Source organism: Paraoerskovia marina (assembly GCF_900105445.1).
Classification (GTDB): domain Bacteria; phylum Actinomycetota; class Actinomycetes; order Actinomycetales; family Cellulomonadaceae; genus Paraoerskovia; species Paraoerskovia marina.
The window spans coordinates 2,797,696-2,815,327 of record NZ_LT629776.1 but is presented as its reverse complement, the minus strand read 5'-3'; the positions used below and the strand labels follow the sequence as shown (position 1 = coordinate 2,815,327).

Here is a 17,632-nt window from a genome sequence, read left to right as displayed (position 1 = left end):
GCGAACGACGCCATCGCATGACCCAGTTTCAGACCCTGCCGACTAGAAACGAAGAGGAACGCCGACGTATGAGCACCCGAATTTCAGATCACACGAGCCAGACAGCGCACGCAGTCTCGGACCTTGTTGCACGTTCAAACCGTTTGGGCGCAGACCCTCGGGTGACGAACTACGCGGGCGGGAACACTTCCGCAAAAGGTTCCGAGATTGACCCAGTCACTGGTGAGCTCGTCGATCTGCTGTGGGTCAAGGGCTCCGGCGGAGACCTGGGGACGCTGACCGAGAAGAACCTCGCAGTACTGAGGCTCGACCGGCTCCGTGCCTTGGCGGGGGTCTATCCGGGGGTCGAGCGCGAGGACGAGATGGTCGCGGCGTTCGACTTCTGCCTGCACGGCAAGGGCGGGGCCGCGCCGAGCATCGACACGGCCATGCACGGGCTCGTCGACGCGCCGCACGTCGACCACTTGCACCCGGACGCCGGGATCGCGATCGCGACGTCGGCCGACGGCGAGGCCCTGACCACCGAGATCTTCGGAGACACCGTCGTCTGGGTGCCGTGGCGACGCCCCGGGTTCCAGCTCGGGCTCGACATCGCGGCGATCAAGGCGGCCAACCCGCAGGCGATCGGCTGCATCCTCGGGGGGCACGGGATCACGTCCTGGGGCGCGACGAGCGCCGAGGCCGAGGCGCGCTCGCTGCAGATCATCCGCACGGCCGAGGAGTTCATCGCGGCGCGGACGGCCGAGCGGTCTGAGCACCCCTTCGGGGCCGAGCGTCCCGGCTTCGGTGCGCTCCCCGAGGCCGAGCGGCGCGCCAAGGCTGCGGCGCTCGCGCCCGTGATCCGCGGTCTGGCCTCGACGGACTCGCCGCAGCTCGGGCACTACACCGACTCCGACGTCGTCCTCGACTTCGTCTCTCGTGAGCGTCTGGCGGAGCTCGGCGCGTTGGGCACGAGCTGCCCCGACCACTTCCTGCGGACCAAGGTCAGCCCCCTCGTCGTCGATCTGCCGGCCGACGCGTCGGTCGACGAGACGGTCGCACGCCTGACCGAGCTGCACGCCGAGTACCGCGACCGGTACCAGGCGTACTACGACCGCCATGCGACGTCGGACAGCCCGGCGATCCGCGGCGCGGACCCCGCGATCGTCCTGGTCCCGGGCGTGGGGATGTTTTCCTACGGTCGCAACAAGCAGACCGCGCGGGTCGCCGGCGAGTTCTACGTCAACGCCATCAACGTCATGCGCGGCGCCGAGGCGATCAGCACCTACGCCCCGATCGAGGAGTCCCAGAAGTTCCGGATCGAGTACTGGGCGCTCGAGGAGGCCAAGCTGCAGCGCATGCCACGGCCCAAGACCCTCGCGACGCGCGTTGCGCTCGTGACCGGCGCAGGGTCGGGAATCGGCCGCGCGATCGCGGAGCGGCTGGCCGCGGAGGGCGCGTGCGTCGTCGTCGCCGACCGCAACGTCGAGGGCGCACGTGAGGTGGCCGAGGCGCTCGGTGGGGACGACGTCGCGGTGGCCGTCGGTGGCGACGTCACGTCGGCCCACGACGTCGCCGCGATGGTTGACGCCGCGGCGCTGGCGTTCGGAGGCGTGGACCTGGTGGTCAACAACGCCGGACTCTCGATCTCCAAGCCGCTCCTCGACACCACCGAGGCGGACTGGGACCTGCAGCACGACGTGATGGCCAAGGGCTCGTTCCTCGTCGCCCGTGAGTCGGCGCGCGCGATGATCGCCCAGAAGATGGGCGGTGACATCATCTACATCGCCTCCAAGAACGGCGTCTTCGCCGGCCCCAACAACGTCGCCTACGGGGCGACCAAGGCGGACCAGGCCCATCAGGTCCGTCTGCTTGCCGCCGAGCTGGGCGAGCACCAGATCCGCGTCAACGGCATCAACCCCGACGGCGTGGTCCGCGGTTCCGGCATCTTCGCGGGCGGTTGGGGAGCCAAGCGTGCCGAGGTCTACGGCGTCGAGGAGCAGGACCTGGGCGCGTTCTACGCCCAGCGGACCCTCCTCAAGCGCGAGGTCCTGCCCGAGAACGTCGCCGCCGCCGTGCTGGCGCTGACGGGACCGGACCTCTCGCACACCACCGGTCTGCACATCCCGGTGGACTCGGGCGTCGCCGCGGCGTTCCTCCGTTGAGATGGTGCCGATGACGTCCGCACGGAGCACGAGTGAGCCAGAGTCGCTGCCACGTGCGGCGTTCGCTGCTGTCGACCTCGGTGCGACGAGCGGCCGCGTCATGCTCGCGCTGCTCTCGGGTGCTGCAGGGCACGAGCGAGTCGACCTCGTCGAGGTAGCGCGGTTCGCGAACGGGCCGTTCGTGACACCTGAGAGCGACACAGCTCGTCTCCGATGGGATGTGCGCCGTATTTGGCACGAGGTCGTCGACGGGCTGCGCATAGCGTGCGTCGCCGCATCGGAGCGAGGCCTGGTGCTTTCAGGAATTGGTATTGATTCATGGGCTGTGGACTACGGGCTCATCGGTGCCGACGGTGAGTTGCTCGAGGACCCACGGTGCTATCGAGACTCTGCGCTCGCAGGGACTTCGACCGAGGTTCTCGACCGACTTGGAGCAAGTGGGCACTACCGTGCCAATGGCCTGCAGACTCAGCCGTTCAATACTGAGTTCCAGTTGGTCGCTGGACGAGACGACGAGGTCTGGCCCGCAGCCGCGAGCATCCGTCTTATCCCGGACCTCCTGGCATCGTGGCTCACTGGTCGGGTGGTCACCGAGGTGACGAATGCGTCGACAACAGGACTCATCGATGTGTCGACGAGGAAGTGGTCCGATGCGGTCATCGATGGGCTTGAACGTGGCTATCCGTCCCTTGGTGATCTTCGCTCGCGGCTTGCTGATCTCGTCGAGCCGGGCAGCGTCGTCGGGCACCTCACGAACTCAGTTCGACGCTCTACGGGTCTGGGGCGCGTACCAGTGATAACTGTTGGCTCTCACGACACGGCCTCGGCCGTCGTGGCAATCCCTGCTGACGACGACCGCTTTGCATACGTCTCATCTGGAACCTGGTCACTCGTAGGAGTTGAACTCGAGGTTCCCGTACTGAGTGAGGCGAGCCGCAGGGCGAACTTCACGAACGAGCTTGGTGTTGACGGCACGGTCCGCTATCTCAAGAACGTCACGGGTCTCTGGGTGCTGTCCGAGACCCTGCGGTCATGGCGAGAGGCAGGCCGGGACATCAGTCTCGCCAAGGCGCTCGTGCTTGCAGCAGATGCTACGGCGGACCGAACGGTCGTCGATGTTGATGGACCCGAGTTCCTCCCCCCGGGCGATATGGCATCGCGTATTGCAGCGGCAGCTCGTGCCACGAGTCAGCCGATTCCGGTGTCACCCGGCGAAGTCGTCCGTTGCATCCTGGACTCTCTTGCGGCGTCGTATCGTCGAGCGCTCGGTGAGGTCCGTGAACTCTCCGGTAAGGAGTTTGACGTCGTGCACATCGTTGGTGGAGGTTCCCAGAACGCCCTGCTCTGCCAACTGACGGCAGACGCCATCGGGGTCCCCGTCCTCGCTGGCCCGGCAGAGGGTGCCGCACTAGGGAATGTCCTCGTGCAAGCTCGGGCAGTCGGAGCAGTGCATGGCAATCTCGCAGCGCTGCGCGCCGTGGCGCACCGCTCTTCCAACCCGATCACGTACGTGCCGACCGGCACGTCCCACAGGCTTCGTGCGGATGACCGCACGACCGCATCAAGCGAGGAGCGATCGCATGGCTGGCACAGAAAAGATCCGTCCGGGTCTCGGTGAGGTTCTTGCTCAGATGGGTGAGGCAGGGCGCCGGATCTGCGAGATTGATGCGTCAGAGGCCGGTGCCGGGAACATCTCGGTCTATCTCGGGTGGGATACCGAGGTGCGCCGCAGGTTCCCGCTGACCGAAGACGTTGAGTTGCCGATCCCGGCGCCCTCTCTCGTCGGGGGAACCATCCTTGTGACTGGTTCTGGTCGCCGGCTTCGGCAGATTGAAGCTGACCCCGAATCGTCCATCGGTGTGTTGAAGATCCATGAGGGAGGGTTGACGGCCACGCTCTATAGCTCACCTCGGCGCCGGTTCGAGAAGCTGACGAGCGAATTCAACTCGCACCTCGGAGTCCACGAGGACCAGGTCAAGCGTCGCGGAGTCGACTACCAGGCCGTGGTTCACGCACAGCCGCCGCATCTGACGTTCCTCTCACACATCCCGCAGTATCGGGACGACGAGTATATGAATCGCCGGATCATGCGGTGGGAACCAGAGTCGGTTGTCTCGCTCTCCCAGGGGATTCGGGTGCTGCCGTTCTTCGTGCCAGGGTCGCAAGAGATGATGGATGCAAACGTTGCGGGACTTCAGGTGACCGACATCACGCTCTGGAGTAAGCACGGAACGATGTCTCGCTCCGACATTTCTGTCACTCGAGCCACCGACCGCGTCGAATACGCTGAGACTGGAGCGAAGTACGAGTACATGAACTTGGCTGCTGGTGGGCTCGCCGAGCGCCTCACTGATGACGAAGTCAGCCAGACTGCTCGTACGTTCGGCATCGAATCACCGTGGGTGTGACGAGTGAGTAGTAGTAAACCGCCGTCGCGTTCGATTGCTCACGCAACGGCGTCGCGGTCATCGTCGCCGTCGCTACGGCCTGGGTCCACGTCAGCGATCGTGACCTAGTTCCGCTCGAACCCCGCTTCCCACCATTGCGTGTGGGAGAGGATCTATTGGACCCGATTTGTGAAGAGTTTCACGCTGAGGAATAGGGTTGAGCACCAACGGTTCGTCGGATGACTTGGAATGAAGCAGCGCTCTTCGGGGCGGGATGCATGACCGTGATACCACGGAAGTGGGTGGCACGAAACTCTACGACGGCGCTAGTCGTGACTGACAGAACCTCGGTCGAGCCGGATTTGGCCGTGCGCGTCACGCGGTACCTTGATGCGGCAGGCTTCGACTAGCGACTCTCAGCGAGATCCAACCGAACCCGACGATCGAGAACGTGCATGCGGGCACTTCTGCTTTGAAGGAAGCCGGCGCTGACGTGCTGGTGGCTTTCGGTGGAGCGTCGCAATTAGACACGCCCGAAGCCGTCGGGGCTGTCGTTACGAATCGTGCGTTTGCGAATGTCCGATCGCTTGACGGAGCGTCAGCGCCTAGCAGACCCTCGGTCTCGATCGTCGCGGTCCCCGCCACGGCGGGGGCCGCGTCCGAGATGACAACCAACTACTTCACAACAGGCGTTGGGCGACAGCAAGAATCTTTATGCGCTGGCCCGCATGCAAATCCGATGCTCGTCATCGTTGACCCGGAAATGATGGCGACGGAATCACGGGAGCCCGCAGTGGCCACAGTCTCGACACGCTTTCGCACGCCATTCAGGATTTTGTCGCCCACGGTTGGTGGGAGTTTTCAGAATTGTTCCACCTGAAGGCGATCGACGTCATTGAAGCGAGCCTTGACGGTGGTACGTCCGGCGAGCCTGCCGCGGCAGAACAAATGGCTCCCAGGCAGTACGTGGCACGGATGGGGTGCTCGAACGTCGACCTAGGTCTCGTGTAGGAAATGGCTCACCCGCTCGATGCGTTCTTTTCGGCGCCACATGGCGCCCCACGGCGTCGCAAGCGGAATCCTCCTTGCGCCAGTGGTGACGTTCAACGCGAATTCACCTGGGAGAAATGCCGTGATATCGCACGAGCGTTCGAGGTGCCGCATTCGATGGAAGTTCCGCTGGAGGACATGCAGACGGCAGCCGTCAGCGCGGTGTCGCTCCTTAATCGTGAACTCGGTAACCTGGCAAGGCGGCGAGGGGTCGGCGATATAGAAACGAATCTCTCAACGTTGGCTCGATCGGCCTTTGATGATGTTTAAGCTGGCGGGAGTCCTCAGGAAGTGCCGATCTCGGAGATCGAGGCGTTCTACCGCTCGATCCTCTAATTGCTGGCGGGGGACGGAGTGCAGGGAGCGCTCCTATCCGGGAGTGGCAGGATGGACCGCATGTCTGCACCCCGCTACCTCGCCGCCGAGGACCGCTACGACTCGATGACCTACCGCCGCTGCGGACGCAGCGGGCTCGACCTGCCCGCGCTGTCGCTCGGGCTCTGGCAGAACTTCGGTGACCTGTCGCCGTTCGAGACCCAGCGTGCGACGCTGCGCCGGGCGTTCGACCTGGGCGTCACCCACTTCGACCTGGCGAACAACTATGGTCCGCAGCCGGGCGCCGCCGAGGAGAACTTCGGCCGGCACCTGCGCGAGGGGCTCGGCGCCTACCGCGACGAGATGATCATCTCGTCCAAGGCCGGCTACGACATGTGGCCGGGTCCGTACGGCGACTTCGGGTCCCGCAAGTACCTGACGGCGTCGCTCGACCAGTCGCTGCAGCGCATGGGGCTCGAGTACGTCGACATCTTCTACCACCACCGCCCGGACCCCGAGACGCCGCTCGAGGAGACGATGGGCGCGCTGCACTCGATCGTCCAGCAGGGCAAGGCGCTGTACGTCGGCGTCTCGAACTACTCGCCGGAGCGGACGCGCGAGGCGGCCCGCATCCTCGCCGATCTCGGCACGCCGCTGACGATCCACCAGCCCAGCTACTCGATGTTCAACCGTCACGTCGAGGACCCGATGCACGAAGACCGGTACGACGGCGTGCAGTCCGAGTCCCTGCTCGACGTCGCCGGGGACCTGGGGGTGGGCGTGATCGCGTTCTCGCCGCTGCAGCAGGGTCTGCTGACCGACCGCTACCTGGGCGGGACGGCCCCCGAGGGCTCGCGTGCGGCGTCGTCGTCGCCGTTCCTGTCCGACAAGAACCTCGGCGACGAGTACCTGGCCCGGGCGCGTGGCCTCGACGAGATCGCCAGGGGTCGCGGGCAGAGCCTGGCGCAGCTGGCGCTGACCTGGCTGCGCCGTGACGAGCGCGTCACGTCGACGCTGGTCGGGGCGTCGAGCGTGCGCCAGCTCGAGAACACCGTCGCCTCGCTCGAGGCCGCTCCGCTCGGCGCGGACGAGCTGGCTGCGATCGAGGAGTTCGCGGTCGACGGCACGGGGCGCTAGGCCCGCGCCTCCTCCACGAGAGCGCTGGGGGACTCGACGACGGCGCGCAGGACGTCCTGCGCGCCGCCCGTCGTCGCGGCGTAGTCGGAGACGGGTGCGGTGCGGACGCCAACCGGCGCCCAGGGCGAGGCGAGCACGCGGGCGTCCAGCTCCGCGCGGACCGTGGGCACGAGGTGGTCCGCCAGGACGGCGTAGACCCCGCCGAGCAGCACGGTGTCGAGGTCGAGCAGGTTGATCGTCCCGGCGAGCACGGTGCCCAGGGCTCGGCCCGCCGAGGCGAGGGCCGCGAGCGCGCGGGGATCGCCGTCGTCCGCGGCCCGCGCCAGGTCGTCGGCCGTCGACGACGACGGCAGCCCCGCGGCGCGCAGCAGCGCGGCCTTGCCCGCGCTCTGCTCGAGGCATCCCGTGGCGCCGCACCGGCAGCGGGTGCCGGCCGGGTCCACCACCACGTGGCCGATCTCGCCGCCCCAGCCGTGCCGACCGAGCCAGAGCTCGCCGTCGACGACGATGGCTGCCCCGATCCCGACGTCGCCGGAGACGTAGAGGTACGACGACGTCCCGGGGCCGGGGACGTCGTCGTGCGCCGTGTCGACCGTGCCGACCGTGCGGGCCGGACGGAGCTGGGCGAGCCCGGCGAGGTTCGCCTCGTTGGCCACGTGGGCAGGGACGTCGTCGGGAAGCCCGAGGAGGGGGAGTGGGTCGAGCGTGGACCACCCGAGGTTCGGGGCCACCTGGAGGCGGTCGTGCCGGACGTCCACGAGCCCGGGCAGGGCGAGGCGGGCACCGGCCACCCGCATGCCCTGCGCCTCGACCTCGGTGACGAGCGCGCGCGCCATCTGACCGACGAGCCCGAGCGCCGCGGTGGGGTCGGTGTCGTGGAAGTCTCCGGGCTGCACGGCCTCGGCGACGGTGGTGCCCGCGAGGTCGACGACGCGGCCGGCCACGTAGTCGACGTTCAGCTCCAGCCCGAGGCCGACGATCGTCCGGGGGGCGGCGACGAGCGGCACGGCCGGGCGCCCGGCGGACTTCGGTGCGCGGGGGGCGAGCTCGGCGACGATCCCGGCGCGGACGAGCAGGTCGACGAGCGAGGAGACCGTGGCGCGGGTCAGGCCGGTGTGGTGGGCGACGGCCGCGCGCGACGGCGGCCGGGGCGCGTCGAAGACCGCACGCGCGACGAGCGCGAGGTTCTGCTCGCGCAGGGACTGCTGACGAGCGGCGGTGGGTGTCGGCACCTCTTGACCCTATCGGCTTCGCCATTTATGTTTAACGGAACAACTAATAGGGCTCGAACGGTCGAGCCGCTCTCGACGAGGAGACATCGTGGCGCAGACACAGGACATCAAGTACTCGTTCGGCCTCTGGACCGTGGGATGGTCGGCCACCGACCCCTTCGGCCCCTCGACCCGCCCCGAGCTCGACCCGGCGGAGTCGGTCCGCAAGCTCGCCGACCTCGGCGCCTGGGGCTTCACGTTCCACGACGACGACGTGTTCGCGTTCGGCTCGGACGACACGGAACGCCAGCGCTGCATCGACTCGGTCAAGAAGGCCGCCTCGGACACCGGCATGGTCTGCGAGATGGTCACGACCAACACGTTCAGCCACCCCGTCTTCAAGGACGGCGCGTTCACCTCGAACAACCGCGGAGTCCGCCGCTTCGGCCTGCGCAAGGTGCTCCGCAACGTCGACCTCGCCGCCGACATGGGCGCCAGCACCTTCGTCATGTGGGGTGGCCGCGAGGGCACGGAGTACGACAACTCGAAGGACCTCAACGCCGCGCACGCCCGCTACGCCGAGGGCATCGACACCGTCGCCGCCTACATCAAGGACCGCGGCTACGACCTCAAGATCGCCCTGGAGCCCAAGCCCAACGAGCCCCGCGGCGACATCTTCCTGCCCACCATCGGCCACGCCATCGCGCTGATCGACTCGCTCGACAACGGCGACATCGTCGGCGTGAACCCCGAGACCGGGCACGAGCAGATGGCCGGACTCAACTACACGCACGGACTCGCCCTCGCCCTGCACCTGGGCAAGCTCTTCCACATCGACCTCAACGGCCAGCACGGGCCCCGCTACGACCAGGACCTCGTGTTCGGGCACGGCGACCTGCTCTCCGCGTTCTTCACGGTCGACATGCTCGAGAACGGCTTCCCCAACGGCGGACCGCGCTACGAGGGCCCTCGTCACTTCGACTACAAGCCCTCGCGCACCGAGTACCTCGACGGCGTCTGGGAGTCCGCCAAGGCCAACATGGAGACCTACTCGATGCTCGCCGCCAAGTCCGCCGAGTACCGCGCGGACGCCGAGGTCCAGGAGGCGTTCAAGCACGCCGGCATCATCGAGCTCGGCGAGCCGACCCTCGATGCCGACGAGAACTTCGACACCTTCCTCGCCGACCGCTCGGCGTACGAGGACTTCGACGTCGAGGGTGCCGCCACGCGCGACTACGGCCTGGTGCGCCTGCACCAGCTCGCGCTGAAGCACCTCATCGGCTGACCGCCGAACGCCGCTGGTTGAGCTTGCCGAAACCGCGCTGGTTGAGCTTGTCGAAACCAGGTCTCGACAGGCTCGACCGGCGAGCGCGGCTGGTTGAGCTGGTCGAAACCAGGTCTCGACAGGCTCGACCGGCGAGCGCGGCTGGTTGAGCCGGTCGAAACCAGGTCTCGACAGGCCCGACCCGCGAACACCGTCGGTCGAGCTCGTCGAGACCACCGTCCCCATCCCTGACACCACTGGAGCACCGATGCCCCTCGTCGCCGGCGTGGACTCGTCCACGCAGTCCTGCAAGATCGTCGTCCGTGACGCCGCGACCGGGGCGCTCGTCCGCTCGGGGTCGGCGAGGCACCCCGACGGCACCGAGGTGAACCCCGGCGCCTGGTGGACCGCGTTCCAGGAGGCGGCGATCGCGGCCGGAGGGTTGGCGGACGTCTCGGCGCTCGCGGTCGGTGGGCAGCAGCATGGCATGGTCGTCCTCGACTCCGAGGGCGAGGTCATCCGTCCTGCCCTGCTGTGGAACGACACCCGCTCCGCGCAGGCTGCGGCGGACCTGATCGTGGATCTGGGCGCAGCTGCAGGCGTGCCCGGGGAGCAGGCGTGGGCCGAGGCCGTCGGGACCGTCCCGGTCGCATCGATCACGGCCACGAAGCTCCGGTGGCTGGCCGACGCCGAGCCCGAGAACGCCGGGCGGATCGCGGCCGTCGCGCTCCCGCACGACTGGCTGACGTGGCGGATCGCCGGGTTCGGGCCGCGCTCGCAAGGTCTCGAGCCCGACCTCGCGGCCCTGACGACCGATCGCTCCGACGCGTCGGGCACCGGGTACTTCGACGCCGCGGGATCGGACGGCGCGGGGGAGTACCGCCGTGACCTGCTCGCTCTGGCGCTGCGCCGCGACGTCGCCGACGTGGAGTCGATCGTGCTGCCGCGCGTGGTGGCGCCCGCCGAGTCGGCAGGTTCGGGTGACGCACAGGTCGTGGGCGACGCGGTCGGCGGCGCTGTGCTCGGTGCGGGAGCGGGCGACAATGCCGCAGCCGCGCTGGGCCTCGGGATGGTGACAGGCGACGTCGCGGTCTCGATCGGGACCTCCGGTGTCGTGTCGGCGATCGCCGGGGCTCCGACGTCGGACGTCTCCGGCATGGTGACGGGGTTTGCCGACGCGACCGGCGCCTACCTCCCGCTCGCTTGCACGCTCAACGCCTCGCGGGTGCTCGACGCCGCGCGCGCCGTGATCGGGGTCGACCACGCCGGACTGTCCCGGTTGGCGCTCCAGGCTCCGGGCGGCGCTGACGGGCTCGTCCTCGTCCCGTATCTCGAGGGGGAGCGGACCCCGAACCGTCCGGACGCGACCGGAACCGTGCACGGTCTGACTCTCAAGAGCTCGACACCCGAGCACTTCGCCCGCGCCTACGTCGAGGGAATGCTCTGCGGCCTGGCCGACGGTCTGGACGCGCTGCGCGAGCAGGGCGTCGCCGTCGAGCGACTGCTGCTGATCGGTGGCGGTGCACAGTCCGAGGCCGTGCGTCGGGTCGCGCCCGAGGTCTTCGGGATGCCGGTCGTCGTCCCGGAGCCCGGCGAGTACGTCGCCGACGGGGCTGCACGCCAGGCGGCGTGGGTGCTCACGGGTGACGAGAACCCGCCGGCGTGGACGACGTCGTCGACCCGCACCTACGAGGCAGAGGCAGTCCCCGCGATCCGCCAGCGTTACGCCGAGGTCCGCGACTTGTCGTGAGTGCAAGTGCCGGGAACTGCTGACCAGTGGTCACGAGTGAGTTGGATTGCTCGGTGTCGGTGAGGATCGATAGACACACCCGCACAGCGGTCGCTACGGCGTGTAGTCCTCCTGGTCGAGCACGAGCCAGTCTGCCCATCCGAGCGACGACGCGAGTGCGAGAAGCAGGAAGACCGCACACACCCCAGCAATTCCCCAGATCACCCACATGCGCCACGCTGAATAACGCACCGGTGTGAATATGGCGACGACGGGACCTAATAAGGGCAGACCGGGAACTAAAGGAGTCGCAAGTCCCATGGAGACAAGGATTCCTGCGAACCACCAATTTAACCCGCGAGTCGGAGTCCTGGCATCATCAGATATCCGGCTCATATCATCACGTCCCTATTTCGCGTCAGATGCCGTCGGAAGCGGACCAGTTGCAGCGATGCCGAGCAGCGCCCAAGGGCCAGTGCGTCGTTCTGGTCGGCCTGAACCGTTCCAGGTTCCAGTCCCCGGCAATATTGAAGTCCCCGCCAGCAACGTGACATTGGTACTGCTAGGAAGGCGTTTTCTTCGAGGTTGCAGTTTTAGGGTGCTTGTCAAGAATTTCCTGCTACCCGTACTTGGGCATCACCCGATTTCCGGTGTCATTTGGCAGATGCATCGAGTTTCCCCAGAATGACCTTCTCGCATTAATTCTCCACTGTCCACGATATGTGTCTCGTGTAAGTGACCTGAAGAGATTCCTGCCAAGCCAGGGGTCGGCAGCCACCGGGAAAGAACGTGCTGAGGAGAGGTCAACGTGCTGGATGAGCGTTGACCCCTTCGCGGGCCTTGACCCCAGATAGTGGACACGCGCTGGGTGGTTAGGCGACCAGTCGCAGCGTAGCGGTGGTCGTGGTCTCGTAGGTGATCGGTGAGCGGTATCCGCACCAGGAGTGGCGGCGGCGCTTGTTGTAGTGGTTGATCCAGCGGAACACGGTCCGGCGGGCGTGTTCGGGGCCGTGGTAGGCGTGCGCGCCGGCGAGGGTTTCGCGTTTCATCGTGGCGTTGAACGACTCCGCCAGGGCGTTGTCCGCGCTGGAGCCCACGGCGCCCATGGACTGCAGCACGCCGTGGCGGGCGCAGGCAGCGGCGTAGTCCTTGGAGGTGTAGACCGCCCCATGGTCGGCGTGGAAGATCGCGTCAGTCAGGGTGCCGCGTTCACGGGCTGCGGCATCCAGGGCGTCGATGACGAGCTCGGTGCGCATGTGGTCGGCGATCGACCAGCCGACCAGTCGGCGTGAGTAGCAGTCGATCACGGTGGCCAGGTAGAGGAATGTGCCGTCACCGCAGGGCAGGTAGGTGATGTCGCCGACGTACTTGCGGTTCGCCTCGACGGCGGTGAAGTCGCGGCCCAGTAGATCGGGGTACTTGCGATCGGCGGGTTCAGGGATCGTGGTGCGTACACGTCGGCGCAGCCGCAGCCCGGGCAGAGCGTGCTGACGCATCACGCGGGCGACTCGCTTGCGGTTGACCCGCTCAGGCTCGGCGACGCCGTCGTTGAGGTCCGCGGTCACCCGCGGCGCCCCGTAGGCCTTGTCCTTCTTCTGCACCGCCACGATCCGCGCGGCCAGGGCGTCGTCAGCGGCCTTGCGGGCGGCCCTGGCGCCAGCGGTGGCGACCCACTTGTAGTACGACGAACGGGCGATCCCCATGACCCTGCACAGCCGCTTGACCTCGAAGGTGTCGCAGTGGTCGGCGACGAACTGGAAGCGGCTCACCAGTTCGTCTCCCCGGCGAAATATTTCGCCGCCTTCTTCAAGATGTCCTTCTCGGTCTCGGTGCGCTTGAGATCTGCCTCCAGGCGGGCGACCTGGGCGCGCAGCCGGGCGTTCTCCTCCTCGGCGGTCCCGGCCCCACCACCGGTGGTCGACGACGCCGTCGTCCCGGAGGCCGACCTTGTCGGCACGCCGGCTGCCTTGAGCCAGCTCGACAACGTCGCGTCGTAGACCCCGAGCTCGTCCGCGATCTGTCTGATCGTCGCGCCATCGGTGCACCGGTAGAGCTCGACCGCATCGAGGCGGAACTCCTCGGAATAGTTCTTCCTCGCCATGAGTGGATCATCTCGCTTCCTCCAGGACGAACCTGGATCAAGCGTGTCCACTATCTGGGGTCAAGGCCCCGCCATGTACCACGTTGGAACATTTCCCCCGTTCGCATCCTTGGCCCAAGGCGGGGCCGCGCCGCCGGCGAACCGACCGGCTGCATCAAGGAGTATTGCTGATCCGATCTCGGTGATCAGGTACCAATGACGGTGGGGCTACTGACCGCCGGCGAAGTCCTGCTGCCGCCAGGCCTCGTAGGCGACGATCGACGCGCTGCTGGTGAGATTGAGCGACCGGCGCCCGGGAACCATCGGGATGCGGACCTGCTCGGTGATGCGGGGATGTGCGAGCGCCTCGTCGGGGAGGCCCGTGGGTTCGGGGCCGAACAGCAGGATGTCGTCGGGGCGGTATTCGACGTCGGTGTGCCGGGTCGTGGCTTGGGTGGTGAAGGCGAAGACCCGGGAGCTCGGCAGTGCGGCCAGCAGTGCGTCGAAGTGCGGATGCACGACGACGGACGCCAGGTCGTGGTAATCCAGGCCAGCACGTTTGAGCTTCGACTCGCCGAGGTCGAACCCGAGCGGCTCGACGAGGTGCAGTGTGCTTCCCGTGAGCGCCGACAGGCGGATGGCGTTCCCGGTGTTGCCGGCGATGCGTGGTTCGTAGAACACAAGGTGCGGCACGCCGGTGAGGCGTGCCGCGTCGTCGGGCATCTGGGTCAGGTCCAGGACCTCGCGGGCGTCGTCGGTACTCACGCACCTATTGTCTCCGACGACGCCCGCTGGTCCGGCATCCGGCGTCAGCGACGCAGGCGAGCCCGCAGTCGCACGAGCTGGTCCTGCAGCGCAGCCGGGGTCCGGTCACCGAAGAGGTCGAAGAACTCCTCGGTGAGGTCCGCCTCGGCCAACCACTGCTCGGCGGGAACGTCGAAGAGGGCGTCGAGGGCCTCCTCGGTCAGGTCGAGGCCGTCGACGTTCAGTGCTCCCGGGGCGGGCACGAGGCCGACGGGCGAGGTGACCGCGCCGACGTCGGTCCGGTCGCCACGCGCCCGGTCGACCTGACGGGCGATCCACTCGACGACGCGGGAGTTCTCACCGAACCCCGGCCACAGGAACGAGCCGTCGTCGCCTCGGCGGAACCAGTTGACGTTGAAGATCTTGGGGCGCTTGTCGGCGTCGAGCGATGCACCCACCCGGAGCCAGTGCGACCAGTGGTCGGCCATGTTGTACCCGCAGAACGGCAGCATGGCGAAGGGGTCGCGGCGAAGCTCCCCGAGTGTTCCCTCGGCGGCGGCGGTGCGCTCGGAGGAGATCGTCGCGCCCATGAAGACGCCGTGCGACCAGTCGAACGCCTGCGTGACGAGCGGAACGTTGGTGGCGCGCCGTCCACCGAAGATGATCGCGTCGATCGGGACGCCAGCAGGGTCGTCCCACGTGTCCGCGATCGAGGGGCACTGGGCGGCGGCGACGGTGAAGCGAGAGTTCGGGTGTGCGGCGGGACGGCCGGACTCCCCGTCGGCGGGCGTCCAGCTCTCGCCCTTCCAGTCGGTCAGGTGCTCCGGGGCCTCGGGCGTCAGGCCCTCCCACCACACGTCGCCGTCGTCGGTCAGCGCGACGTTCGTGAAGATCGTGTCGCGGTCGAACGTGCCGACGGCCGTCGGATTGGTGTCGATGCCGGTACCGGGTGCGACGCCGAAGAAGCCCGCCTCCGGGTTGATCGCCCGCAGCCGGCCGTCCGGGCCGGGGCGGAGCCAGGCGATGTCGTCGCCGATCGTCTCGACCTTCCAGCCGGGGATCGTGGGCTGCAGCATCGCGAGGTTCGTCTTCCCGCAGGCCGACGGGAAGGCCGCGGTGAGGTGGTAGGTGTTGCCCTCGGGCGACGTCGCACGGATGACGAGCATGTGCTCGGCGAGCCATCCCTCGTCCCGGGCCATCGCTGAGGCGATCCGGAGCGCGAAGCACTTCTTGCCCAGCAGCGCGTTGCCGCCGTACCCGGAGCCGTACGACCAGATCTCGCGAGACTCGGGGAAGTGCACGATGTACTTGAGGTCGTTGCACGGCCACGCGACGTCGTCCTGCCCCTCCTCGAGCGGCGCTCCGACGGAGTGGACGGCGGGCACCCACCGCGCGCCGTCCTCGATCAGGCCGAGGACCTCGCGGCCCATGCGCGTCATGATCCCCATGCTCACGACGACGTAGGGGGAGTCCGTGACCTCGATACCGACCTGGGAGATCGGTCCGCCGACCGGACCCATCGAGAACGGCACGACGTACATCGTCCGGCCCCGCATCGCGCCGTCGAAGACGCCTCGGAGCTCCGCGCGCATGACGTCGGGCTCGCGCCAGTTGTTCGTCGGGCCGGCGTCCTTCTCGTCCTCGGAGCAGATGAACGTCCGCGACTCGACGCGCGCGACGTCGGACGGGTCGGACCGGGCGAGGAAGGAACCCGGGCGCAGCTCGGGGTCGAGCGGGATGAAGGTGCCCGCCTCGACGAGCTCCGCCGACAACTGCTCCCGCTCCTCCGCGGAGCCGTTGCACCAGACGACCCGGTCGGGCTTGGCGAGCGCCGCGATCGAGTCGACCCACGCGATCGCGTCCGCGAGCCCGGTCGATCGACGGAAGGCGGACCCGGCGGTGGCCGTGGGCGCCTCCTCGGTGAGCGTCACGCTGCGGGTGCGGCGGGGGTTCGCGGTCATGCTCATGGTGTCCTCCGGTCGTGAATCGGTGCCTTGTAGACCACTCTGCGTGCTGAAGGAGGTTCATGACGGCGAATCTCGCTGTGAAGAATCGCAAATCTTTCTCTACAGTGAATCCATGACGCCCGAGCAGTCGAACCAGACGGATCTGATCACCCTCGGCCGACGTATCCGGCACCATCGCACCGCACGCGGGCTCACTCTTGATGCGCTCGGTGCCGAGGTGGGGGTCGCCCCGAGCCTCCTGTCGATGATCGAGAACGGCAGGCGTGAGCCGCGGCTGACTCTCCTCCACCAGATCGCCGCCGCGGTCGACGTCTCCGTGCCCGACTTGTTGACCGACGAGGCTCCGTCGCACCGTGCCGGCCTGGAGATCGAGCTCGACCGGGCGCAACGTGGCCCCCTCTACGCGACGCTCGGCCTGCCGCCGGTGCCGAGCAGCCGCCGGATGCCGCTCGCCGTGCTCGAGAACCTCGTGGGCCTGCACCGTGAGCTCCAGCGACGAGCCACCGAGGCGATCGCGACGCCGGAGGAGGCGCGCCGGGCGAACACCGAGCTCCGGCTCGAGCGCCAGGCCCGCGACAACTACCTGCCGGACATCGAGGCGCACGCCGAGGCGATGTCACGCGAGGCGGGCTACCTGAACGGTCCGCTCACGCACCGCACCGTCGCACGGATGGCCGAGCAGCTCGGGTTCACGATCATCCACGTCGCCGACCTGCCGCACTCCACCCGGACGGTCACCGATCTCGCCAACGGGCGGATCTACCTCCCGCCGGCGTCGATCCCCGGCGGTCACGGACTCCGGTCGCTGGCACTCCAGGCCATCGCGCACCGGGTGCTCGGCCACGAGCGTCCGACGTCGTACGCGGACTTCCTGCGACAGCGCGTCGAGATCACCTACTTCGCCGCATGCTGCCTGATGCCGGAGACCGCAGCCGTCGAGTTCCTCGAAGACCGCAAACGGGCTCGCGACCTCGCGGTCGAGGACTTCCGCGACGCGTTCGGCGTCACCCACGAGGCCGCGGCACAGCGGTTCACCAACCTCGCGACCCATCACCTGCAGATCCCCGTCCACTTCCTGCGCGTCGGGGACGACGGAGCGCTCTTTCGCGGGTACGCGAACGACGGCCTCCCGCTGCCCGCCGACGTGACCGGCGCGATCGAGGGGCAGATGGTCTGCCGGTGGTGGGCGGCCCGGGTCGGGTTCGGGCACCGCGACCGGGCCACCGAGTCCTACCAGTACACCGACACCCCCGCGGGCACGTTCTGGTGCTCGACCCAGACCGGCTCGACGACCGGCGGAGAGTTCTCGATCACCGTCGGCACCCCCTTCTCCTCGGCCAAGTGGTTCCGCGGGCGCGACACCACCGTGCGTCACTCGTCCACCTGCCCGGACGAGGCGTGCTGCCGACGCCCCGAGGGCGACGCCGCGGAACGATGGGCCCCGGCGGCCTGGCCGAGCGCCCGGATGCACCAGCAGGTGCTCGCCGCCCTGCCGCGCGGGGCGTTCCCCGGCGTCGACGACGCGGAGGTGTACCGGTTCCTCGAGCGGCATGCGCCGGCCGAACCCCAGGACGGCGAGGCGTAGCACCGGCGGTGCTGCGCGC

Annotated in this window: 13 protein-coding genes; 8 read left to right on the top strand and 5 right to left on the bottom strand. The window is 68.0% G+C overall.

The genetic code is table 11. From position 1 onward, the window contains the following. Nucleotides 1-17: 17 nt before the first annotated feature. The 5 genes from BLU20_RS12800 (at nt 18) to BLU20_RS12780 (ending at nt 7,033) form a co-directional block, all read left to right on the top strand. The gene (locus BLU20_RS12800; RefSeq protein WP_083372750.1) at nt 18-2,144 is read left to right on the top strand and encodes a bifunctional rhamnulose-1-phosphate aldolase/short-chain dehydrogenase; all 2,127 of its coding nucleotides are present in this window, start codon (nt 18-20) and stop codon (nt 2,142-2,144) included. A gap of 10 nt (nt 2,145-2,154) precedes the next feature. After that, nucleotides 2,155-3,762, top strand: a complete 1,608-nt coding sequence (locus tag BLU20_RS12795) for a rhamnulokinase (RefSeq protein WP_083373067.1) — start codon at nt 2,155-2,157, stop codon at nt 3,760-3,762. Continuing rightward, on the top strand, nt 3,725-4,552 hold the full coding sequence (locus tag BLU20_RS12790) for a class II aldolase/adducin family protein (RefSeq protein WP_083372749.1): 828 nt from the start codon (nt 3,725-3,727) through the stop codon (nt 4,550-4,552). Before BLU20_RS12795 ends, BLU20_RS12790 begins: the two co-directional genes overlap by 38 nt. 430 nt (nt 4,553-4,982) lie before the next feature. Further along, entirely contained in the window at nt 4,983-5,411 is a 429-nt protein-coding gene (locus BLU20_RS14220; protein ID WP_231959222.1) for an iron-containing alcohol dehydrogenase, read from the top strand. Between the two features lie 566 nt (nt 5,412-5,977). Continuing rightward, on the top strand, nt 5,978-7,033 hold the full coding sequence (locus tag BLU20_RS12780) for an aldo/keto reductase (protein ID WP_231959221.1): 1,056 nt from the start codon (nt 5,978-5,980) through the stop codon (nt 7,031-7,033). Here the strand turns inward: BLU20_RS12780 and BLU20_RS12775 are convergent. Next, the gene (locus BLU20_RS12775) at nt 7,030-8,265 is read right to left on the bottom strand and encodes an ROK family protein (RefSeq protein WP_083372748.1); all 1,236 of its coding nucleotides are present in this window, start codon (nt 8,263-8,265) and stop codon (nt 7,030-7,032) included. The genes BLU20_RS12780 and BLU20_RS12775 overlap by 4 nt on opposite strands. 88 nt (nt 8,266-8,353) lie before the next feature. Between BLU20_RS12775 and xylA the strand changes: the two genes are divergently transcribed. Together xylA and BLU20_RS12765 are read left to right on the top strand one after the other, a co-directional pair. Continuing rightward, nucleotides 8,354-9,529, top strand: coding sequence for a xylose isomerase (gene xylA / locus BLU20_RS12770; RefSeq protein WP_083372747.1), 1,176 nt, complete (start codon nt 8,354-8,356; stop codon nt 9,527-9,529). 247 nt (nt 9,530-9,776) lie between these two features. Beyond that, a complete protein-coding gene (locus BLU20_RS12765) occupies nt 9,777-11,258 on the top strand; it encodes a xylulokinase (protein WP_083372746.1) in 1,482 nt (493 codons plus the stop codon). 93 nt (nt 11,259-11,351) lie between these two features. Here the strand turns inward: BLU20_RS12765 and BLU20_RS13820 are convergent, their stop codons facing one another. From BLU20_RS13820 to BLU20_RS12750, 4 genes are all read right to left on the bottom strand, one after another. Continuing rightward, on the bottom strand, nt 11,352-11,489 hold the full coding sequence (locus BLU20_RS13820; protein WP_157270487.1) for a hypothetical protein: 138 nt from the start codon (nt 11,487-11,489) through the stop codon (nt 11,352-11,354). A gap of 620 nt (nt 11,490-12,109) precedes the next feature. Next, nucleotides 12,110-13,338 (bottom strand): IS3 family transposase gene (locus BLU20_RS12760; RefSeq protein ID WP_407946453.1). Its coding sequence is split into 2 segments (ribosomal slippage): nt 12,110-13,023 and nt 13,023-13,338, totalling 1,230 coding nucleotides; the frame shifts between segments, so codons are not numbered across the junction. Nucleotides 13,339-13,545: 207 nt separating this feature from the next. After that, the gene (locus BLU20_RS12755; protein WP_083373065.1) at nt 13,546-14,040 is read right to left on the bottom strand and encodes a tRNA (cytidine(34)-2'-O)-methyltransferase; all 495 of its coding nucleotides are present in this window, start codon (nt 14,038-14,040) and stop codon (nt 13,546-13,548) included. 86 nt (nt 14,041-14,126) lie between these two features. Further along, complete coding sequence (locus BLU20_RS12750) at nt 14,127-16,028, bottom strand: phosphoenolpyruvate carboxykinase (GTP) (RefSeq protein WP_083372745.1); 1,902 nt, start codon at nt 16,026-16,028, stop codon at nt 14,127-14,129. Nucleotides 16,029-16,140: 112 nt separating this feature from the next. On the opposite strand from BLU20_RS12750, the gene BLU20_RS12745 reads away from it, so the two are divergent. Beyond that, complete coding sequence (locus BLU20_RS12745; RefSeq protein WP_083372744.1) at nt 16,141-17,613, top strand: XRE family transcriptional regulator; 1,473 nt, start codon at nt 16,141-16,143, stop codon at nt 17,611-17,613. Nucleotides 17,614-17,632: the final 19 nt, after the last annotated feature.